Source organism: Brevundimonas aurantiaca (assembly GCF_014199955.1).
Lineage (GTDB): Bacteria > Pseudomonadota > Alphaproteobacteria > Caulobacterales > Caulobacteraceae > Brevundimonas > Brevundimonas aurantiaca.
The window spans coordinates 442,600-460,094 of record NZ_JACHOQ010000002.1 but is presented as its reverse complement, the minus strand read 5'-3'; the positions used below and the strand labels follow the sequence as shown (position 1 = coordinate 460,094).

At 66.5% G+C, this 17,495-nt stretch carries 23 protein-coding genes and 1 tRNA gene; 16 read left to right on the top strand and 8 right to left on the bottom strand.

Features of this window, described 5'->3' with window-relative positions; genetic code table 11:
* Window positions 1-98 precede the first annotated feature (98 nt).
* Window positions 99-317: a hypothetical protein gene (locus tag GGQ93_RS06345; RefSeq protein WP_054765493.1), complete on the bottom strand. Its 219-nt coding sequence runs from the start codon at window positions 315-317 to the stop codon at window positions 99-101.
* Between the two features lie 141 nt (window positions 318-458).
* Window positions 459-701: a DUF378 domain-containing protein gene (locus GGQ93_RS06340; RefSeq protein ID WP_054765494.1), complete on the bottom strand. Its 243-nt coding sequence runs from the start codon at window positions 699-701 to the stop codon at window positions 459-461.
* A 203-nt stretch (window positions 702-904) separates the two neighbouring features.
* Between GGQ93_RS06340 and GGQ93_RS16245 the strand changes: the two genes are divergently transcribed.
* Window positions 905-1,033 (top strand): hypothetical protein, encoded by a 129-nt coding sequence (locus tag GGQ93_RS16245; RefSeq protein WP_257720131.1) that lies wholly within the window; start codon window positions 905-907, stop codon window positions 1,031-1,033.
* Here GGQ93_RS16245 and GGQ93_RS06335 read toward each other — a convergent pair.
* Window positions 1,030-1,278, bottom strand: a complete 249-nt coding sequence (locus GGQ93_RS06335; RefSeq protein ID WP_183215822.1) for a DUF6894 family protein — start codon at window positions 1,276-1,278, stop codon at window positions 1,030-1,032. The genes GGQ93_RS16245 and GGQ93_RS06335 overlap by 4 nt on opposite strands.
* Window positions 1,279-1,331: 53 nt before the next feature.
* Between GGQ93_RS06335 and GGQ93_RS06330 the strand changes: the two genes are divergently transcribed.
* Entirely contained in the window at window positions 1,332-2,051 is a 720-nt protein-coding gene (locus GGQ93_RS06330; protein ID WP_183215820.1) for a Crp/Fnr family transcriptional regulator, read from the top strand.
* Window positions 2,052-2,054: 3 nt separating this feature from the next.
* Here GGQ93_RS06330 and GGQ93_RS06325 read toward each other — a convergent pair whose 3' ends face one another.
* Complete coding sequence (locus GGQ93_RS06325) at window positions 2,055-2,861, bottom strand: SDR family NAD(P)-dependent oxidoreductase (protein WP_152949979.1); 807 nt, start codon at window positions 2,859-2,861, stop codon at window positions 2,055-2,057.
* A gap of 122 nt (window positions 2,862-2,983) precedes the next feature.
* Between GGQ93_RS06325 and GGQ93_RS06320 the strand changes: the two genes are divergently transcribed.
* Window positions 2,984-3,553 carry an SRPBCC family protein gene (locus GGQ93_RS06320; RefSeq protein WP_183215818.1) on the top strand — a complete coding sequence of 190 codons (570 nt, stop codon included), beginning with the start codon at window positions 2,984-2,986 and terminating at the stop codon, window positions 3,551-3,553.
* Between the two features lie 28 nt (window positions 3,554-3,581).
* Window positions 3,582-4,757 carry a zinc-dependent alcohol dehydrogenase gene (locus GGQ93_RS06315; protein ID WP_183215816.1) on the top strand — a complete coding sequence of 392 codons (1,176 nt, stop codon included), beginning with the start codon at window positions 3,582-3,584 and terminating at the stop codon, window positions 4,755-4,757.
* A gap of 4 nt (window positions 4,758-4,761) precedes the next feature.
* Here GGQ93_RS06315 and GGQ93_RS06310 read toward each other — a convergent pair whose 3' ends face one another.
* On the bottom strand, window positions 4,762-5,454 hold the full coding sequence (locus tag GGQ93_RS06310) for a Crp/Fnr family transcriptional regulator (protein WP_183215814.1): 693 nt from the start codon (window positions 5,452-5,454) through the stop codon (window positions 4,762-4,764).
* Between the two features lie 226 nt (window positions 5,455-5,680).
* On the opposite strand from GGQ93_RS06310, the gene GGQ93_RS06305 reads away from it, so the two are divergent.
* From GGQ93_RS06305 to GGQ93_RS06285, 5 genes are all read left to right on the top strand, one after another.
* Window positions 5,681-5,938, top strand: a complete 258-nt coding sequence (locus GGQ93_RS06305) for a hypothetical protein (protein WP_224764284.1) — start codon at window positions 5,681-5,683, stop codon at window positions 5,936-5,938.
* Between the two features lie 215 nt (window positions 5,939-6,153).
* The gene (locus tag GGQ93_RS06300) at window positions 6,154-6,795 is read left to right on the top strand and encodes a helix-turn-helix domain-containing protein (RefSeq protein WP_156314188.1); all 642 of its coding nucleotides are present in this window, start codon (window positions 6,154-6,156) and stop codon (window positions 6,793-6,795) included.
* Between the two features lie 63 nt (window positions 6,796-6,858).
* Window positions 6,859-7,200 (top strand): hypothetical protein, encoded by a 342-nt coding sequence (locus GGQ93_RS06295; RefSeq protein WP_054765502.1) that lies wholly within the window; start codon window positions 6,859-6,861, stop codon window positions 7,198-7,200.
* Window positions 7,201-7,248: 48 nt separating this feature from the next.
* Complete coding sequence (locus tag GGQ93_RS06290; RefSeq protein WP_183215812.1) at window positions 7,249-7,695, top strand: hypothetical protein; 447 nt, start codon at window positions 7,249-7,251, stop codon at window positions 7,693-7,695.
* A complete protein-coding gene (locus GGQ93_RS06285; RefSeq protein WP_183215810.1) occupies window positions 7,661-7,918 on the top strand; it encodes a helix-turn-helix domain-containing protein in 258 nt (85 codons plus the stop codon). The genes GGQ93_RS06290 and GGQ93_RS06285 overlap by 35 nt, the downstream gene beginning before the upstream one ends.
* Window positions 7,919-7,954: 36 nt before the next feature.
* On the opposite strand, the gene GGQ93_RS06280 is transcribed toward GGQ93_RS06285, so the two are convergent.
* Window positions 7,955-8,030 (bottom strand) — tRNA-Lys (locus GGQ93_RS06280).
* Between the two features lie 156 nt (window positions 8,031-8,186).
* Between GGQ93_RS06280 and GGQ93_RS06275 the strand changes: the two genes are divergently transcribed.
* Together GGQ93_RS06275 and GGQ93_RS06270 are read left to right on the top strand one after the other, a co-directional pair.
* On the top strand, window positions 8,187-9,599 hold the full coding sequence (locus GGQ93_RS06275; RefSeq protein ID WP_183215808.1) for an amino acid permease: 1,413 nt from the start codon (window positions 8,187-8,189) through the stop codon (window positions 9,597-9,599).
* Complete coding sequence (locus GGQ93_RS06270; protein WP_183215806.1) at window positions 9,599-9,952, top strand: Hpt domain-containing protein; 354 nt, start codon at window positions 9,599-9,601, stop codon at window positions 9,950-9,952. The genes GGQ93_RS06275 and GGQ93_RS06270 overlap by 1 nt, the downstream gene beginning before the upstream one ends.
* On the opposite strand, the gene GGQ93_RS06265 is transcribed toward GGQ93_RS06270, so the two are convergent.
* Together GGQ93_RS06265 and GGQ93_RS06260 are read right to left on the bottom strand one after the other, a co-directional pair.
* Window positions 9,949-10,281, bottom strand: coding sequence for a chorismate mutase (locus tag GGQ93_RS06265; RefSeq protein WP_152950036.1), 333 nt, complete (start codon window positions 10,279-10,281; stop codon window positions 9,949-9,951). The genes GGQ93_RS06270 and GGQ93_RS06265 overlap by 4 nt on opposite strands.
* Before the next feature lie 40 nt (window positions 10,282-10,321).
* Window positions 10,322-11,137 (bottom strand): ferredoxin--NADP reductase, encoded by an 816-nt coding sequence (locus GGQ93_RS06260; RefSeq protein WP_183215804.1) that lies wholly within the window; start codon window positions 11,135-11,137, stop codon window positions 10,322-10,324.
* 109 nt (window positions 11,138-11,246) lie between these two features.
* On the opposite strand from GGQ93_RS06260, the gene GGQ93_RS06255 reads away from it, so the two are divergent.
* From GGQ93_RS06255 to GGQ93_RS06235, 5 genes are all read left to right on the top strand, one after another.
* Window positions 11,247-13,493, top strand: coding sequence for a S9 family peptidase (locus GGQ93_RS06255; RefSeq protein ID WP_183215802.1), 2,247 nt, complete (start codon window positions 11,247-11,249; stop codon window positions 13,491-13,493).
* Between the two features lie 27 nt (window positions 13,494-13,520).
* Window positions 13,521-15,164 carry an amidase gene (locus tag GGQ93_RS06250; protein WP_054765512.1) on the top strand — a complete coding sequence of 548 codons (1,644 nt, stop codon included), beginning with the start codon at window positions 13,521-13,523 and terminating at the stop codon, window positions 15,162-15,164.
* Between the two features lie 47 nt (window positions 15,165-15,211).
* The gene (locus GGQ93_RS06245) at window positions 15,212-15,490 is read left to right on the top strand and encodes an SWEET family sugar transporter (RefSeq protein ID WP_054766917.1); all 279 of its coding nucleotides are present in this window, start codon (window positions 15,212-15,214) and stop codon (window positions 15,488-15,490) included.
* 274 nt (window positions 15,491-15,764) lie between these two features.
* Complete coding sequence (locus GGQ93_RS06240) at window positions 15,765-16,070, top strand: SCP2 sterol-binding domain-containing protein (protein WP_183215800.1); 306 nt, start codon at window positions 15,765-15,767, stop codon at window positions 16,068-16,070.
* Window positions 16,071-16,176: 106 nt separating this feature from the next.
* Window positions 16,177-17,403 (top strand): acyl-CoA dehydrogenase family protein, encoded by a 1,227-nt coding sequence (locus tag GGQ93_RS06235; RefSeq protein WP_183215798.1) that lies wholly within the window; start codon window positions 16,177-16,179, stop codon window positions 17,401-17,403.
* Window positions 17,404-17,495: the final 92 nt, after the last annotated feature.

Genomic DNA, 17,495 nt, shown 5'->3' with positions numbered 1-17,495 from the left:
AAGGGCGGCGCCGACCGTGACGACACGGCCCGCATAATCGATACGGCGCAGCCTAGCCGACCGACTCGCAAAAGGCCAATGCCGGGAAGGTTTCGACCTCAGTCGAACGGCAGGATGAAGACGCCGTCGTATCCGGCGCCGGCGTCCTGGCGGGGCAGGGCCACGAATTCCCGCCCGGCGCTGGACAGCACCTCCCGCACCAGTTGATCGAAGGCGGCGGCGTCATCCCGTTCAGACTTCAAGATGGCGAAGCCCTCTTCAGTCGGTTCGACCCGGTACCCCGCGCCCTGCTTCAACTCTGTCAGCGACAAACCCATCGGACGCGTGGCTCCCCTATCCAGGATGCCTTCGCACAACCCTGATGCGTCGTAAACAACATGGGTTGGTTCGATACGGAAGAAGGGCCGTCCGACGGACGGCCCTTCGATGATCCCGGACAGAGATCCTTGAAGCGTAGATCAGCTGCGGACGGGCGCGCGCACGCCGGCTTCCGCTCGGGCCTCATCGGTCTTCAAGGCGGCGAGGAAGGGCATGATCTGCCAAAGGGCGGACAGGCCGACCAGCACATAGACGATGCGGGACAGGGCCGAGCCGTCGCCGAAGAGGGCGGCGACCAGATCGAAGTCGAAGGCGCCGACCAGACCCCAGTTGAGGCCGCCGACGATGACGAGGAGGAGGGTGACGAGGTTCAGGATTTTCATGAGCTTTCTCCGTGATTGTAAGGAAAGAAGCTTCGACCGGTCAGGCCGTTCCATCCTCGCCTTGTCCGCGTCGCCTCTGGCGGAAACCGGACAGACCGCAACCCTTGCGGTCGTCATTGTCCATTTGCCGACACGGAGCAACGCGGCCGCGCGGCGCCCATTGAGGCGGGGACGCCGACATTGGCAGTCCGGGATTCTCGCGCTTGCCGCCCTTCGACCCCACACCCCTCGTTCAGAACATAGAGAGCCTGTTTCGCCGGCTCCGCCTCGTGGGCGTTCTCGGCGGAGCGGCCGTTCTGGCGACCCTGTCCGCCCTGGCGATCCTGCGCTAATCGAGCGGCGGCAGAGGATCGTCCGGCGGGCCGGCCGCCACCCGGACTTCATAGATCGGCGGTCCCGTGTCTTGGAACAGGACGAGCGTGAACACCGTCTGGTGCACGCCTTTCAGCGCATGGTCGCGGATCAGATCGCCCACAGCCAGCAACGCTTCGCATCGGGCCGCGTTGTCATCCCCAGCCATAAGCTGAAGACGCTCCTCCATGCCGGCGACGCCGATTTCCAGGCGGTAATTCGTCATGGAGCCTATACGCGAGAGGCGGGGCTTGGATGTCGTTTAGCTCCATTTGTTCAATGCTGGACGTTCTCGTCCAGAAGTTCGAACGTCGTGACGATCTGTCGCCGGCTCAGAGGCGGGCCATTCTTCGACTGCCCGTCGAGCGTCTCCAGGCGAGCGCCGGGGAAACGATCGTGCGCGAGGAGCGGCGTCAAACCTCGAGCCTGCTGCTGCTGTCCGGTTACGCCGGACGGGTCGCCTTTGTTGGGGATGGCGGGCGGCAGTTCACCCAGATCGGGCTGCCCGGCGACTTTCTGGACCTGCACAGCCTGGTCATGAAGCGGATGGAAAACGGCGTCATGGCCATTTCCGACTGCGAATTAGCGGCCATCCCCCATTCCGCTCTTCGCCGACTGACCGCGCGCGATCCCCATCTGGCGCGAATGTTCTGGCTGGAAACGGTGGTGGATGCGGCCATCCACAGGGTCTGGCTGGTCGGCATGGGACGCCAGGACGCCCAGGCGCGTATGGCCCACTTGTTCTGCGAGATATTCACCCGGCTGGAGCCGGTGGGGCGAACGGCCGAAGGGAGCTTTGACTTTCCCCTTAACCAGAATGATCTGGCCGATGTTCTGGGCCTGTCGTCCGTTCATGTGAACCGAACTCTGATGGCGCTAAGGGCGGCCGATCTCCTCGACGTGCGCGACGGCCGCGCCGTCATCAAGGATTGGGACGGGCTGAGCCGCGTCGCAGAGTTCGACCCCCAATATCTGCGTCTCTGGAAGGAGGCGGTTTGAGCCTCAGGCGCCCGAGCCCGGCTCCGCCATCTTGCGGTGCCTTTCGGCCAGGACGGTCTGGGGGGTGATCGCCGCCATCGCCGCCTGGACCTTGTTGCCGAGACCCGCCACCACGTCGCCGTCGCCTCGCTTCATCGCCGCATAGCCCGCCTTTGCGACATCCTCCGGGTTGGCCTTGTCGCCCTGGGCGACCTTGGTGTCCATCATGTCGGCGCGCTCGAAGAATCGGGTGTCGGTCGGGCCGGGCATCAGGACGGTGACCGACACCCCTGAGTCCTTCAGCTCATTGCGAAGGGCCAGGGAGAAGCTGTCCACGAAGGCCTTCGAACCATTGTAAACGGCCTGGAAACTGCCCGGCATCAGGCCGGCGATCGAGCCGGTGAACAGGATGCGGCCTTGGCCGCGCGCCCGCATGGTTCTGCCGATCAGATGGACCAGACGCACCGTCCCGGTGATGTTGGTGTTGATTACATGAAGGATCTCATCGAACGGCTGGTCCAGAAAGGCTCGGCCCAGCCCGTGACCGGCGTTGGCGGCCAGGGCGTCGATCGGACGCTCGCCGATCAGCGCTCTCAAGGACTGCACCCCCTCTTCAGAGGCCAGATCGACCTGAAGGGCCTCGACATGGGCGCCCAATCCCTCAAGCGCCTGCATCGCCTCAGCCAATGGGGTGTCGGCGGCGATGACGAGGTCGTAGCCGTCCTGGGCGAACAGCTTGGCCAAGGCGTAGCCGATCCCCGAAGAGGCCCCGGTGACCACGGCCAGCGGCCGAACGGTTTCTGCAGCGGTTTGATCCAGGGCGTCGGTCATTGATGAACTCCGGCTTTTCAGCCTGACCAACTCACGCCTGGGCCCAGTGTTCCGTCCAAGACTCGACGGAACGAAGCCGGCGCCGCTCGGTTCACCACGTTCAGCCGATCGGAGCTAAGTCCATGTCTTATAGTGACGTTTCAACCGACGCCGACGTCGGATCGACCGCCTTCCTGGAAGAGGATCGCCAAGAGGGCGACTATGACTCTTCAAGTCTGCGTGCGGCCCTGATCAACCGGCCGAGGCAGGAACTCTATGACTACTGGCGGGAGTTTCGAAACCTGCCGAGCTTCATGGAGAATGTGAAGGCCGTTGAAATTCTGGACGGGCGTCGCTCGCAATGGACCATAGCCGGCCCCGCCGGCGCCGACTTCGACCTGGTCTGCGAAATCACCGAGGATCGCCCTGGCGAGCGGATCGCCTGGACCTCTTCCGAGGGCTCCGACGTCGATCACGAGGGCTGGGTCGATTTCAAGGACAACCCCTTCGGCCGCGGCACGGAGGTCCGGGTCTTCATCAGCTATGATCCGCCTGCGGGGGTGGTGGGCAAGGTGGTCGCCAAGGTGATGCAGCGCGAGCCGCGGGTTCAGGCCCGGCGCGAGCTTCGCCGCTTCAAACAGCTGATGGAGACGGGGGAGGTTTCGACCTCCAAGGCGCCCGAGGCGGCGCCCCGCGCCTCGCGCCACCTCTGATCCTTTTCCCTCGAACCAAGGAGCCCCAATGCGCGCCCTCACATGGCACGGAAAACACAATGTCCAGGTGGATACGGTCCCTGACCCCCAGATCGTCAATCCCAGGGACGCCATCATCAAGATCACGGCGACCGCCATCTGCGGCTCGGACCTGCACCTCTACGACAGCATGATCCCCGGCATGTCCAACGGAGACATCCTGGGACATGAGTTCATGGGGGAGGTGGTGGAGGTCGGCCGAGGCAACACCAGCCTGAAGAAGGGCGATCGCGTCGTTGTTCCCTTCGTCATCGCCTGCGGCCAGTGCTTCTTCTGCGAACGGTCGATGCCAGCCGCCTGCGACAATTCCAATCCCGCCGACAAGGCCGACGCCACCGAGATCGCCTACGGCCATTCCGTCGCGGGCCTGTTCGGCTATTCGCACCTGACCGGCGGCTTCGCCGGGGGGCAGGCCGAATATGCGCGCGTGCCCTATTCCGACTACGGCCCGATCAAGATTCCCGACGGGATCGACGACGAGAGGGTCCTGTTTCTGTCCGACATCTATCCGACCGGTTGGATGGCGGCGGAGAACGCCCAGATCCAGCCCGGCGACACCGTCGCGGTCTGGGGCTGTGGACCGGTCGGTCTGTTCGCCATCAAGAGCGCGATCCTTCAGGGCGCCGGCCGGGTGATCGCCATCGACCGTCACCCGAACCGATTGGCCCTCGCCAAGGCCAATGGCGCAGAGGTGCTGAACTATCACGAAGTCAAGGTGCGTGAGGCTCTGTTGGAGATGACGGCCGGCCTGGGCCCCGACAGCTGCATCGACGCCGTCGGCATGGAGAGCCACGGCTTCTCGCCAGACAATATAGTCGATGCGATCAAACAGGAGACCAGGCTGGGGACAGACCGACCCCACGTACTGCGCGAAACCATCATGGCGGTGCGCAAGGGCGGAACGGTGTCGGTCCCAGGCGTTTACGGCGGGGTGGCGGACAAATGGCCTGTGGGCGCCTTCATGGAGAAGGGGCTGACGCTGAAGACCGGCCAGACCCATGTTCAGCGCTATCTGCCGCAACTGCTGCAACTGGTGCTGGACGGCAAGATCGACACCACCGACCTGATCAGCCACCGTCTGCCGCTGGAACAGGCCCCCGAGGGCTACAAGAACTTCAAGGAAAACCAGAACGAATGGACCAAGGTGGTCCTGAAGCCGCACTGAGGCTTCAGCAGCCGCAGGCGAAGCGATGAAGGCGCGCGGGGTCGGTGACGACCATCCGGCCCCGCGACAGCTTCAGGGCGCCGTCCCGTTCCAGCGCCTTGACGGCCGCATTGACGCTGGTGCGTTGAACGCCCATGGCCTGGGCCAGGATGGACTGGGTGGTGCGCAGTTCAGGGCCGGAAGTCTCGTACAGACGGCGAATCCAATTGGCAGTGCGGTGGGGCACTTGGTGGACGGCGTTGCAGGCCGCCTCGGCCTGCACCCGCGACAGACGGTCCAAGGCATGGCGGGCGAAAACGTGTTCGACCCAGGCCTGCCCCATCAGGTCCGACAGTTCGGCGGCCGGCGCCTCGATCCAGTGGGTGTCGATCAGAGGCAGAAAACGCACGGGATAGAAGGCGGAGGCCAGCGAGGCTTCCCAACCGAACATCGCGCCTCGGCCATGAAGGCCGACGCAGGCCATGTTCTTGCGGTCGAAGGCCGCTAAGGCGCCGTCCAGCACAAAGCCGACCGCCGCACGCCCTTCTAGGCTTTCCCCGGCGCGGCCGCTCCGCATCTGACCCTTCCGTCGGACCAGATCCTGGACCTCGTCCGGCATCAGCCGCAGCACCGGGTGATCCCGCACGCCTTGCGGACGATGGTCTTCCGAAATCGGATCGCCCGAGGAGACCGCGAGGGCTGAAGCGGCGTCATACATGCACCCACCCTGCACGGCGCGTAAGGCCAAGGCATTCACATGGGTTAAGCGAGGGCGGCGATCGCTGCGCCTTGGGCGATTCTTTTTTCTCGCTCGGACCGGACCGCACGGCGAGGAGGTGGCGAACGCCGCCCTGCCTCGACCGAGGCGGGGCGTGGACGACGCCTCTCAGGCCGCGGAACCCGCCGCAGCGGCTGGCCTTTCCTTAGGACGAAGGAGCCGCACCATGACGATGAAGTTTTACCAGATAGACCTGGAGCAAGGCGGGGTGACGCGAACCGTGCGCGTTCCGTCCGAGACCGATGTCCAGGCGGCCGATGCGGCCGCGCCTCTGATGAAGGCGGGCGAGCGGATCGTCGCCATTCGCCAGGTCGTCGATGACGGATTGCAGAAGGCCGACGCCCTGCCGCCGGTCTCCCAGGCGGAGTCGTTCGCCGAGATCACGCCGGGCGCGGCGGCCAAGGGGCCGCCTCCCACCAGCTGACGCCGCAGCCGGCGCCGGGTCGCGCTGAAGACTGACCTGGGTAAGCTGAGGCGTTGCGCTGAAGGAGGGTTGACGGCATTGTCGGGCGGCAGACGAGTGAACCATGGCCGACCAAACAACAAACATCGACGACGCCTCTCCGCAGTTGGGGCGAGACGATTTAGTGACGATGGTTCAGGCGGTTGTCGGCTAAGGTGTCCGAGACGACGACATCGGTGAACGTCGCCCAGCGCCTGACGCCTATGGAGGCGGCCTGTCTGCGCCGTGTGCGCGACGGTCTTCAGTCGAAGGAAATCGCGCTCGAATTGGGCCGCTCCGCCAAGACCATAGACAAGCATATCGAGAACGCCTGTCGCAAACTGGGCGTCAGCAGCCGCCGGCAAGCGGCGCGCCTCTATTTCGAACCTCTACGGGACGATTCCGTAGGGGCGTCATTCCCCCTGCCCACCGCTCCCGACGCCGTCTCTGATGACGGTCGGAAAGGAGGCTTGGATGCCGCACTCGGGATGTCATCTGCCGCCCGTCACATGGGAGGAGCTGGAGGCGATCTTCGAGGATTTGGCGGCGACGAACGAGGAACGCGAGACGGCTCTGCGGTTGCTGGATCTGACACGGACCCTTCAGCCCTATCTCTCGCCGCTCGATTTGATGCGCGAGATACTCTGCATCGCGCTCGTTCTCCCCAGCGAGAACGATCGGCCGCCAAGACGGCCCGCGTTGCCGAGCGAGTTCGTGAACTGGCGATGATCCCGATCTTCGCCGCCGTCGCACTCGCCGTTCTCGCCGCCATCCTCGGAGGCAGCGTGCAGCTTCAGCTCGCTGTGCAAGCGCTCGATCGTCTGCTGTCCGGCCGCTAGGTCTCTCTTTCCGCTGATCAACAGTTGATGCGGCGCCGACAGCTCGGCGTCGGGGAGCGGACAATGCAAAGACTTGAAATCGCGCAAACGATCGCGAACGCCCTGTTTCGGGCGGAGGACCAGGCCGACCAAGGTCTGATGGCGGCGAGCGCCCTCGTCAGCCTGATGGCGGAGACGCGGCTGGATCATCGCCTTTCGGCCGTCTTGGCCGCTCAGGCCGTTTCGGAGACCACCGAGGCCATTCGGGCTTTCGGCGAAGCGCGAGCCCGTCTGGTGGCGGCCCATGCGGCGCTGGAACAGGCCGCGCCGGCGCTCATTGGGCGCGAGACGCGACTGATGGGGCCGCTGACAGGCAAGCCCGAAACCGACCAGCCCAGGACCGCTCGTCTTCGGGCCGCCGCCTGATGGTGACGCTGGACTTGCAAGGTCGGACGGCGCGCGCCACGAAGACCTATGCAATCGCTACACACGCCGCTGCAAATCGGTCTGACCGTCGCCATGGCGGTCTGCCTTCTCGTCGCCCTCTGGAAGGGCGACGGGTCGGCGCGGCTGGCGGCCCTGGGCATGGTGGCGGGGTCGGTGCTCAGCGCCCTGGTGCAGGATCGCGCCAACCCCGACGCCGCCCAGTGGCTGATCATGGGGGTGGACGCAGCCTATCTGGGGCTGTTGGCGGGGATGGCCTGGCGCAGGCCCGCGCGCTGGTTGGTCTGGGCGGCGGCGTTCCAACTCGCCCAGGCGGTGACGCATCTCAGCTTCGCGCTCAATCCGGAGATTCTCGGCCGGGCCTATATCAGCACCTCCTATGTGCTGTTCGCGGGTCTGCTTTGCGCCCTGTTCGCCGGGCTTCTGCGATCGGAGGCCGCCCATGAGCATGACGGCCGAACCGATCGATGCGACTGACCGCTATGTAGGCGACCGCCTGTCGGAGCTTCGCAAGGACATGGGGCTGAACCTCGCCGAGCTGGCGAGGACCAGTGCGATTTCGATTGCGGAGCTGTCGGCCATCGAGGCGGGCAGGGGGAAGGTTTACAGCGCCACCCTCTGGCGTCTTTGCCGCGCCCTCCACGCCGACCTGGAAGACGTCCTTCCGCCCCGCGACCTCACGGTCAGCGGTCGCGCCTGAAGGCGTCGGACAAGTCTTGATGGAGGAAGGCGACGATGGTGGGTGATCACAGGTTCGAACTGTGGACCCGCTGATTAAGAGTCAGCTGCTCTACCGACTGAGCTAATCACCCACACCGATCGTCGCGACTTCGGCGAAGACGAGCGCCTCGCCGAAGGGCGCTCCTACTACCCACCCGTTCCGGGCTTGGCAAGCGCTTTCGCAAACTTTCTTTGACGGGCATGGTCTCGGCCGAATCAGCCGCAAAGACGGTGGGGGAGTGAGCATCATGGCCTTTTGGAACCGGCGTCGTTCGATCGATGTCATGACGGCGCCCCATGACGGGCCGCGGCTGAAGCCGACGCTCAGCTGGCCGCATCTGCTGGCCCTGGGCGTGGGCGCCATCGTCGGCACCGGCATTCTCACCCTGATCGGGGTCGGGGCGGGTCTGGCGGGGCCGGCGGTGTTGATCAGTTTCGGCCTGGCGGGCCTGGTCTGCGTCTGCGCCGCCCTGGCCTATGCCGAGCTGTCGACCATCATGCCGACGGCGGGCAGCGCCTACACCTATTCCTACGCCGTCCTGGGCGAGATGATCGCCTGGGTCGTCGGTTGGAGCCTGATCCTGGAATATTCCCTGGTGGTCTCGGCCGTGGCGGTGGGCTGGTCGGGCTATGCGGTTGGGTTTTTGACCGGCCTGGGTGTCGATCTGCCGGCGGTCCTGACGGCGGGGCCGCACGCCGGGGGAATCATCAACCTGCCGGCCGTCGCCATCATCGGGGTGGTGACCGGCCTGCTGCTGCTGGGCACCAAGGAGAGCGCAACCCTGAACGCGGTCCTGGTGGTCATCAAGATCGCCGCCTTGGTCGTCTTCGTCGCCATCGCCCTGCCGGCCTTCAAGCCCGAGAATTTCACCCCCTTCATGCCCAACGGCTTCGGCGCCCCCTTCGTCCAGACGGGGGTCATGGCGGCGGCGGCCATCATCTTCTTCGCCTTCTACGGCTTCGACGCCATCTCCACGGCGGCGGAGGAGACCAAGAAGCCTGAGCGGGACCTGGCCATCGGCATCATCGGCTCCATGCTGGTCTGCACGGCCCTGTATCTGGTGGTCGCCGCCGCCGCCATCGGCGCCCGGCCAGTCTCCGACTTCGCCGACAGCCCCGAGCCCCTGGCCCTGATCCTGCGCCAGATGGGGCAGGGCACGGCGGCCCAGTGGATCGCGGCGGCGGCGGTGATCGCCCTTCCGACCGTGCTGCTGGCCTTCCTGTTCGGCCAGAGCCGCATCTTCCTGGGCATGGCGCGCGACGGCCTGTTGCCGCGTCGGCTGGCCAAGGTCTCGGCGCGCGGCGTTCCGGCGGTGGTGACGGTCTTTACGGCTGTGGTGGTGGCGATCCTGGCCGGGCTGTTGCCGCTGGACGAACTGGCTTCCTTGGCCAACGCCGGCACTCTGGCCGCCTTCTGCGCCGTGGGCGTCTGCCTGATCGTGCTGCGGATTCGCGAGCCGGGCCGCCGGCGGGTGTTCAAGGCGCCCCTGTGGCCCCTGGTCGGCGCCGTCACCGTGATCGGCTGCGTGGTCTTCTTTCTCAGCCTGAAGCCGGTGACCCAGATCGGCTTCGTCGTCTGGAACGGGGTCGGCGTCCTCATCTATCTGGCCTGGTCGTCTCGGAACTCCCGTCTGGCCAAGGGCGAGGAAGAGGCCGCCTGATGGCCCGTCGCGACCTGACCGGCGCCGTCGACTTCAGCGTGCTGGAGGGCATGACCGGCGGCGACGCGGCGATTTCGGAAGAGGTGCTGGGCCTGTTCGTCGAACAGGCCGCCCTCTGGTCCGTGCTGCTGAACCCCAAGGTCGAGGGCTGGCGCGACGGAGTCCACACCATCCGGGGCGCGGCCGCAGGGATCGGCGCCGGCGACCTGGCGGCGATCTGCGCCCAGGCGGAAACGGTCGAACAGGCCCTGGCGGCGCCGGCGCTGGAGCGGGTGCGCGACGCCCTGGACGCCGCGCTGGCCGACGTCGCGGCCTATCGCCACGAGCTGATGCTGCGGGGGCTTAAGGCCTAGCTTCGAGTCCGGTCGTAGACCGCGAACTCGTGCGCGATGCACCGGTCGATCAGCAGCCGCCAGACCGGTTCGGCGATCTCGGGCGACAGGTGGTGCGCTTGCGCGGCCGTCAGCACCTTGGCCACCACGTCGTCGATCCGGGCCTGGTCGAAGACGGCGTCGCGGTCGGGCTTGATGCGGGCGGCCGCCTCCATATAGCGCTGGCGTTCGGCCAGCAGGGCGACCAGGGCGCGGTCCAGGGCGTCGACGCCCTGGCGGACCTCGGCCATGGACTGGCATTCGGCGGGATCGACGCGAGGATCGACGGCGACAAGGGCAGGGTGGTGCATGGCGGTCGGGTTAGCCGGTCCGACCGCCCAAGCCAAGTCGTCAGCCGACGAAGGCCCGCTCCAGCACATAGTCGGCCGGTTCAGCGTTGGAGCCTTCCTTCAGTCCATAGGTCTCCAGCAGTTCCCCGGCCTCCTTGATCATGGCCATGGAGCCGCACAGCATGACGCGGTCCTTGGCCGGATCGAAGCCTTCGGGCAGGCCCAGGTCGCGGAAGAAGTCGCCCGACTTGATCCGGTCGGTGATGCGGCCGGGGGTCTGGAATTCCTCGCGCGTGACCGTGGGATAATAGGTCAGCTGCGCCCTGGCCTCGTCGCCGATCAGGGGGTCGTCGTGGATCTCGCGGGTGAAGAAGTCACGGTAAGCCAGGTCGGCGACGTTGCGCACCGTATGGATCACATAGACATGGCCGAAGCGGGAATAGGTCTCCGGATCGCGCGCCACGCTCAGCCAGGGCGCCAGACCCGTGCCCGTGCCGATCAGGAACAGCCGCTCGCCGCCGGTCAGGGCGTCCAGCACCAGGGTGCCGGTCGGCTTCTTGCCCATCAGCACCGTGTCCCCGGCCACGATCTTTTGCAGGCGCGAGGTCAGGGGGCCGTCGGCGACCTTGATCGAGAAGAACTCCAGCTCCTCGGCCCAGCAGGGGCTGGCGATGGAATAGGCGCGCAGGATCGGCTTTCCGCCGTCTTCGCCGGGCAGGCCGATCATCACGAACTCGCCCGAACGGAAGCGGAAGTCGTCGGGCCGTTTCACGCCGAAGCTGAACAGGCTGTCGGTCCAGTGGCGAACCCACAGGACCTCAAGTTCGTTGAACGGACTGGCTTTCGCAGGGGCGGGGGAGAGGGCGGCGTCGGTCATGGTGCGGCCTCTCTAGTCTGAGAACCGGTCGCAGGGAAGAAAAAGCGCTTCCGGCGGCGACCACTTTTCCTAGTGACGGTTTGCAGAAGCGCCGCTAGCGTCGCCGACCATGCGCACCCTTCTTCTCGCCTCGACCATCCTCCTCTCGGCCGGTTCAGCGGTCGCCCAGGAGACCCCCTCCAACATCCTGACGCCTGAACGGGTCTTCTCCAGCCCCAGCCTGAACGGCCCGGTGGCCAAGGGGGTCAGCCTGTCGCCCGACGGCCAGCTGGTGGCCTTCCTGCGCTCGCGCGAGGACAATGTGGACGTCCAGGACCTGTGGGCGGCCCCCACGGGCGAAGGCGAGCCCTATAAGCTGATCGACGCCCGCGCCCTGGTTCCCGATGCGGGCGAACTGTCCGAGGCCGAAAAGGCCCGGCGCGAGCGGATGCGGATCAGCGCCCGCGGCGTGGTCGAATATTCCTGGGACAAGCAGGGCCGCTACATCCTGGCGCCGCTGGAGGGCGATATTTTTCTCGCCAACCGGGCTGACGGCAAGGTGCGCCGCCTGACCGAGACCCCCGCCGACGAGATCGACGCCAAGGTCTCGCCCAAGGGCAACTATGTCTCCTGGGTCCGCGACCAGAATCTGGTCATCTATGATCTGGCCACGGGCAAGGAGACGCCGATCACCGACGACGGCGCCGGTCTGATCACCTGGGCCACGGCCGAGTTCATCGCCCAGGAGGAGATGGATCGCGACACCGGCTACTGGTGGAGCCCCGACGAACGCTACATCGCCCTGACCCGCGTGGACGAAAGCCCGGTGGACGTCGTGCCCCGGTTCGAGATCACCGGCGGCGGCGCGACCATGGTCGAGCAGCGCTATCCCCGCGCCGGCCGTCCCAACGCCCTGGTCGAACTCTATGTCCGCGATCTTCAGAGCGGCGCGCGGGTCAAGGTGGACCTGGGAGCCAATACCGACATCTATCTGGCGCGGGTCGACTGGTCGCATGACGGCAAGACCCTGTATGTCCAGCGTCAGTCGCGCGACCAGAAGACGCTCGACCTGCTCAGCGTCGATCCGGCCACCGGCGCATCGCGGGTCATTCTCAGCCAGAAGGCCGAGGCCTGGGTCGATCTGAACAACGATTTCCACGTCCTGCCGGACGGCCGTTTCATCTGGTCGAACGAGGACAGCGGCTGGCGGCACCTCTATCTTTACGACCGCAACGGCCGCCGCATCCGGGCGATCACGCACGGCGACTATCCGGTCAAACATCTGGACGGCGTCAACGAGCGGACCGGCGAGGTCTATTTCACCGCCTCGATGCGCGACGGCAAGGAACTGCCCATCGAACAGCAGATGTTCCGCGCCAGCCTGAACCGCACGGTCGATCCGGTGGCGGTGACCCCCGCCGGCGGCTGGTGGAACGTCTCGGTCAACGGGCCGGCGACCGCCTATGTCGGCAACTATTCCGATCCCGCCACCCCGCCCCAGTCGGCCCTGTACCGGATCGACGGCACGCGGATCCGCTGGATCGAGGAAAACCGGCTCGACGCCGACCATCCGTTCGCCCCCTATGTCTCGCGTCTGCGCACGCCCGAGTTCGGGACCATGCAGAGCCACGGCGAAACCCTGGTCTGGCGCATGACCACCCCGCCCGACTTCGATCCGTCGAAGAAGTACCCGGTGGTGATGCAGGTCTACGGCGGCCCCGGCACCGGCGCGGGCGTGCAGAAGAGCTGGCAGCCCCTGACCAACCAACTGCTGACCGAGGCCGGCTATATCGTCTTCCGCGTGGACAACCGCGGCGAGGGCGACCGGTCCCAGGCGTTTGAGACCAGCATCTATCGCCGCCTGGGCATCCCTGCGGTCGAGGATCAGGCTTTGGCCGCCAAATGGCTGAAAACCCTGCCTTATGTCGATGGCGACCATATCGCGGTCATGGGCTGGAGCTTCGGCGGTTTCCTCAGCCTGCTGACCCTGACCGATCCGGACGCTGGACTGGCCTCGGCGCTTGCCGGCGCCGCCCCGACCGAGTGGAGCCTCTACGACACCCACTACACCGAACGCTACATGTCCACGCCCCAGGACAATCCGGACGGCTACGCCGCCACCGACATCCTGCCGCGCCTGGACGACCTGACCGGCCGTCTGCTGATCCTTCACGGCATGGCCGACGACAATGTCATCTTCGGCAACGCCACCCGCGTGATCGACGCCCTCCAGGCCAAGAGCACGCCGTTCGAGATGATGCTCTATCCGGGCCAAAGGCATGGCGTCCGCGGCGAACCGCGGCAGCTTCAGCAATGGCGGACCTATCTCGACTTCCTGGACCGCACGATCGGCAAGAGGGCTGAGACGGCGGACTGACGACTGAACCAAGGCGCAGGGGCGAACATGTTGAAGACCAAGCTTTTGGCCGGTGTGTTCGCCGTCGTCCTGGCCGGCGTCGCGGCGCCGTTCGCCTCGGCGCAGACGCCGCCGCCCCCGCCGCCGCCGCCGAACGCCGACATCGCCTGGGTTCAGCGCGAGCGGACGCCCTACGGCTCCTGGGAGCAGATGGCGCGCTTCTTCCTCAGCCAGATTCGCACCTATGACGTCGAAGGCCGGTTCGGCGAGCCCGGTCCCGCGATCAACAGCCTGATCGCGATCAACCCCGATGCGCTCGAGGACGCCCGCGCCTCCGACGCCCGCCGCCTCGCCGGACAGGCCCTGCCGCTGGACGGCGTGCCCCTGGTCATCAAGGACAATGTCGAGGCGCGCGGCATGCCGACCACGGCGGGCTCCCTGGCCCTGGCCGCGAACCAGCCGGACCGCGACGCGCCGATCACGGCCCGGCTGCGCGCGGCGGGGGCGGTGCTGATCGGCAAGTCCAATCTGTCGGAGTGGGCCAATATCCGCTCGTCCCACTCCATCAGCGGCTGGAGCGCCGTGGGCGGCCTGACCCGAAACCCCTACGCCCGCGACCGCAACACCTGCGGCTCGTCCTCGGGATCGGGCGCGGCGGTGGCGGCGGGTTTCGCCATCGTGGCCATAGGCACCGAGACGGACGGATCGATCACCTGTCCGGCGGCGATGAACGGCCTGGTCGGGTTCAAGCCCACCGTCGGCCTGGTGTCGCGCACGGGGATCGTGCCGATCAGCCACAGCCAGGATACGGCCGGGCCGATGACCCGCACGGTCAGGGACGCGGCCCTGGTGCTCAATGTCATCGCCGGTTCCGACCCCGCCGATCCGGCGACGGCTGAGGCTGACGCCCGCAAGACCGACTATGCGGCGGCTCTGGAGGCGGCCAGTCTCCGCGGGGTTCGCATCGGCGTCGCTCGGTTCCTCACCGGCTATTCCGACGGCACGGACGCCGTCTTTGAAGCCAATCTGGAGCGGTTGCGCCAGGCGGGCGCCGTCCTGATCGAGATCAAGGACGGACCGGATATGGACGCTGTCGGCGGCGCGGAATTCACCGTCCTGCTGACGGAGTTGAAGGCGGATCTGAACGCCTATCTCGCCACCACCGATCGGGCCCAGGTCAAGACCCGCACTCTGGCGGACGTCATCGCCTTTAACCGCGCGACCCCGCGCGAGCTGGCCCTGTTCGACCAGGACCTGTTCGAGGCCGCCGAGGCGACCGGGGGCCTGTCCGACCCCGCCTATGTGGCGGCGCGCGAGACCTCGCTGCGTCTGGCCGGGGCCGAGGGGATCGATCGGCTGCTGAAGGACAATGACGTCGCCGTCCTGATCGCGCCGACGACCGGCCCGGCCTGGATGACCGACGTCGTCAACGGCGACCACTATCTGGGCTCGGCCTCGACGCTGCCGGCTGTGGCGGGCTATCCCCATCTGACCGTGCCCATGGGGCAGGTGGGCGGGCTTCCGGTGGGGCTCAGCTTTATCGGCGGCCAGTGGCAGGACGCGCGGGTGCTCGCGCTCGGCTACGCCTTTGAACAGTTGGAACCGCAGCGGGTCGCGCCGGCCTTTCCCGCCTCGTTGAACAGCACGCGCGCCGTCGCGCCTGTGCTCGCGCCCGTCCTTCAGGAACCTTGATCGGCGGTCCGCTGTTGGGCCTTCATGACAAAGCCGACCCTCCCCGAATGAGCGACCTGATCGCCAATATCGTCGGCTCGGCCGCAGCGGTCTGTTCCGTCACCAGTTTCGCACCCCAGGCGCTCAAGATCTGGAAGGAGAGGGACGCCTCCTCCGTCAGTCTGAGGACCTATTCCCTGACCGTGACCTGTTTCGCCCTGTGGGTGGTCTATGGGGTGATGACCCAGGCCTGGCCCGTCACCGTGGCCAATTCCTGCGCCCTGGTCATGGCGTCCTGGGTTCTGGTGATGAAATGGCGGTTCCGCGACGGTGATCCCGCAGCCTGACGGCCCGATTCTGCAGGTTTGATCCGGATCAAGGCGAGGCGGCGGAGGCGGCGCGAGGGTGGGGCTGAGGAGATTTCCCATGCCCCATGACGCCGTCCCCTTCGTCGCCGCCATCGTCGCGGCCTTCGTCTTCTTCATGGCCGCCCTTGGTCTGGCCAGTCTCTATTCGGGCTCTTCACCGGACAAGTGACGACAGCTTTACCCGACGTGATCTTGGCGCCCCGCGCGATGCGGGCTACGGCAGGAGCCTCAACGTCCAAGGGAGACGCCCCCAATGCCTGATCTCGCCCAAGTCACTGAACACATCCGCAACGCCGTCGGCGACAACTCCGGCCTCGGCAAGACCGTGAAGCTCGACCTCGGCGACGAGGGCAAGATTTTCATCGACGGCGCCTCGGTGCCGAACACCGTCACCAACGAAGACAAGCCCGCCGACGCCACCGTCTCGATGAAGTGGGACGACTTCATGGCCCTGTCGGAAGGCAAGCTGGACCCGATGATGGCCTTCATGCAGGGCAAGCTGAAGATCGCCGGCGACATGATGATCGCCCAGAAGCTGGCTCCGCTGCTGAAGCGCTGATGGCTCGCTGATCAATACTTGACTGCGGCGCGGCGCCCCTCGGGGGCCGCGCCGTTTTCGTCTTCAGCGTCCGTCAGAGGCGCGACCGAAAAAACGAGGAAACGACATGGATTTCAGACATTCCGACCGCGCCCTGGACTGGCACGCCCGCGTGCGCCGTTTCCTCGACGAACAGGTGATCCCGCGCGAGGCCGACTATTTCGCCCAGGTGCGCGAGAATCCGAACCGCCAGCCCCCGGTCATGGAGGCCATGAAGGCCGCCGCGCGCGAGGCGGGCCTGTGGAACATGTTCCTGCCGGGCGGCCATGACGGTGAGAACGGGGGCGCCGGCCTGACGAACCTCGAATACGCCCCCCTCGCCGAAATGATGGGCCGCCATCTGTGGACGGCCGAGGTGTTCAACTGCAACGCCCCCGACACCGGCAATATGGAGGTGCTCCATATGTACGGGAATGCGGCCCAGCAGGACCGTTGGCTGAAGCCGCTGATGGCCGGGGAGATCCGCTCCGCCTTTCTGATGACCGAGCCCGAGGTCGCCTCGTCCGACGCCACCAATATCCAGACCCGGATCGAGCGCGACGGCGATCACTATGTCATCAACGGCCGCAAATGGTGGTCGACCAACATGGCCCATCCGAACGTCGCCGTGACCATCGTCATGGGCAAGACCGATCCGGACGCCGCTGCGCACGCCCAGCAGTCCCAGATCATCGTCCCCGTCGATACGCCCGGCTTCCGGGTCGAGCGGATGCTGTCGGTCTTCGGCTATGACGAAAAGCCCATCGGCCACGCCGAGGTGGTGCTGGAGAACGTCCGCGTGCCGGTCGAGAACCTGATCGCGGGCGAGGGCCGGGGATTCGAGATCGCTCAGGGGCGCCTCGGCCCGGGCCGTATCCACCACTGTATGCGCGTGATCGGCGCGGCCGAGCGGGCGCTGGAGCTGATGGTGACCCGCCTTCTGAACCGCACCGCCTTCCGGAAACAGCTGGCCGAACATTCGGTGTGGGAGCAGAGGGTCGCCGACGCCCGCACCAGTATCGAAATGTGCCGCCTCCTGGTGCTGAAGGCCGCCTGGATGATGGACGAGGCGGGGGCCAAGAACGCCCGCTCCGAGATCGCCCAGATCAAGGTCGCAGCCCCGCGCATGGCGCTTCAGGTCATCGACGACGCCATCCAGGCCTTCGGCGGCGCCGGCGTCTCGGCCGACACCCCCCTGGCCGAACTCTACGCCACGGTGCGCACCCTGCGGATCGCCGACGGCCCGGACGAGGTGCACAACCGCGCCATCGCCCGGCTGGAGTACGCCAAACACGGCGGCAGACCCTCGGCCTGAGAAACGGCGTCACGCCGTCCGCTTCCGAGGGAACCCCTGGCGGCGCCTGACGTTTTCCGGACTGGACGACGCGAGGCCAGCCGGGGCGTCGC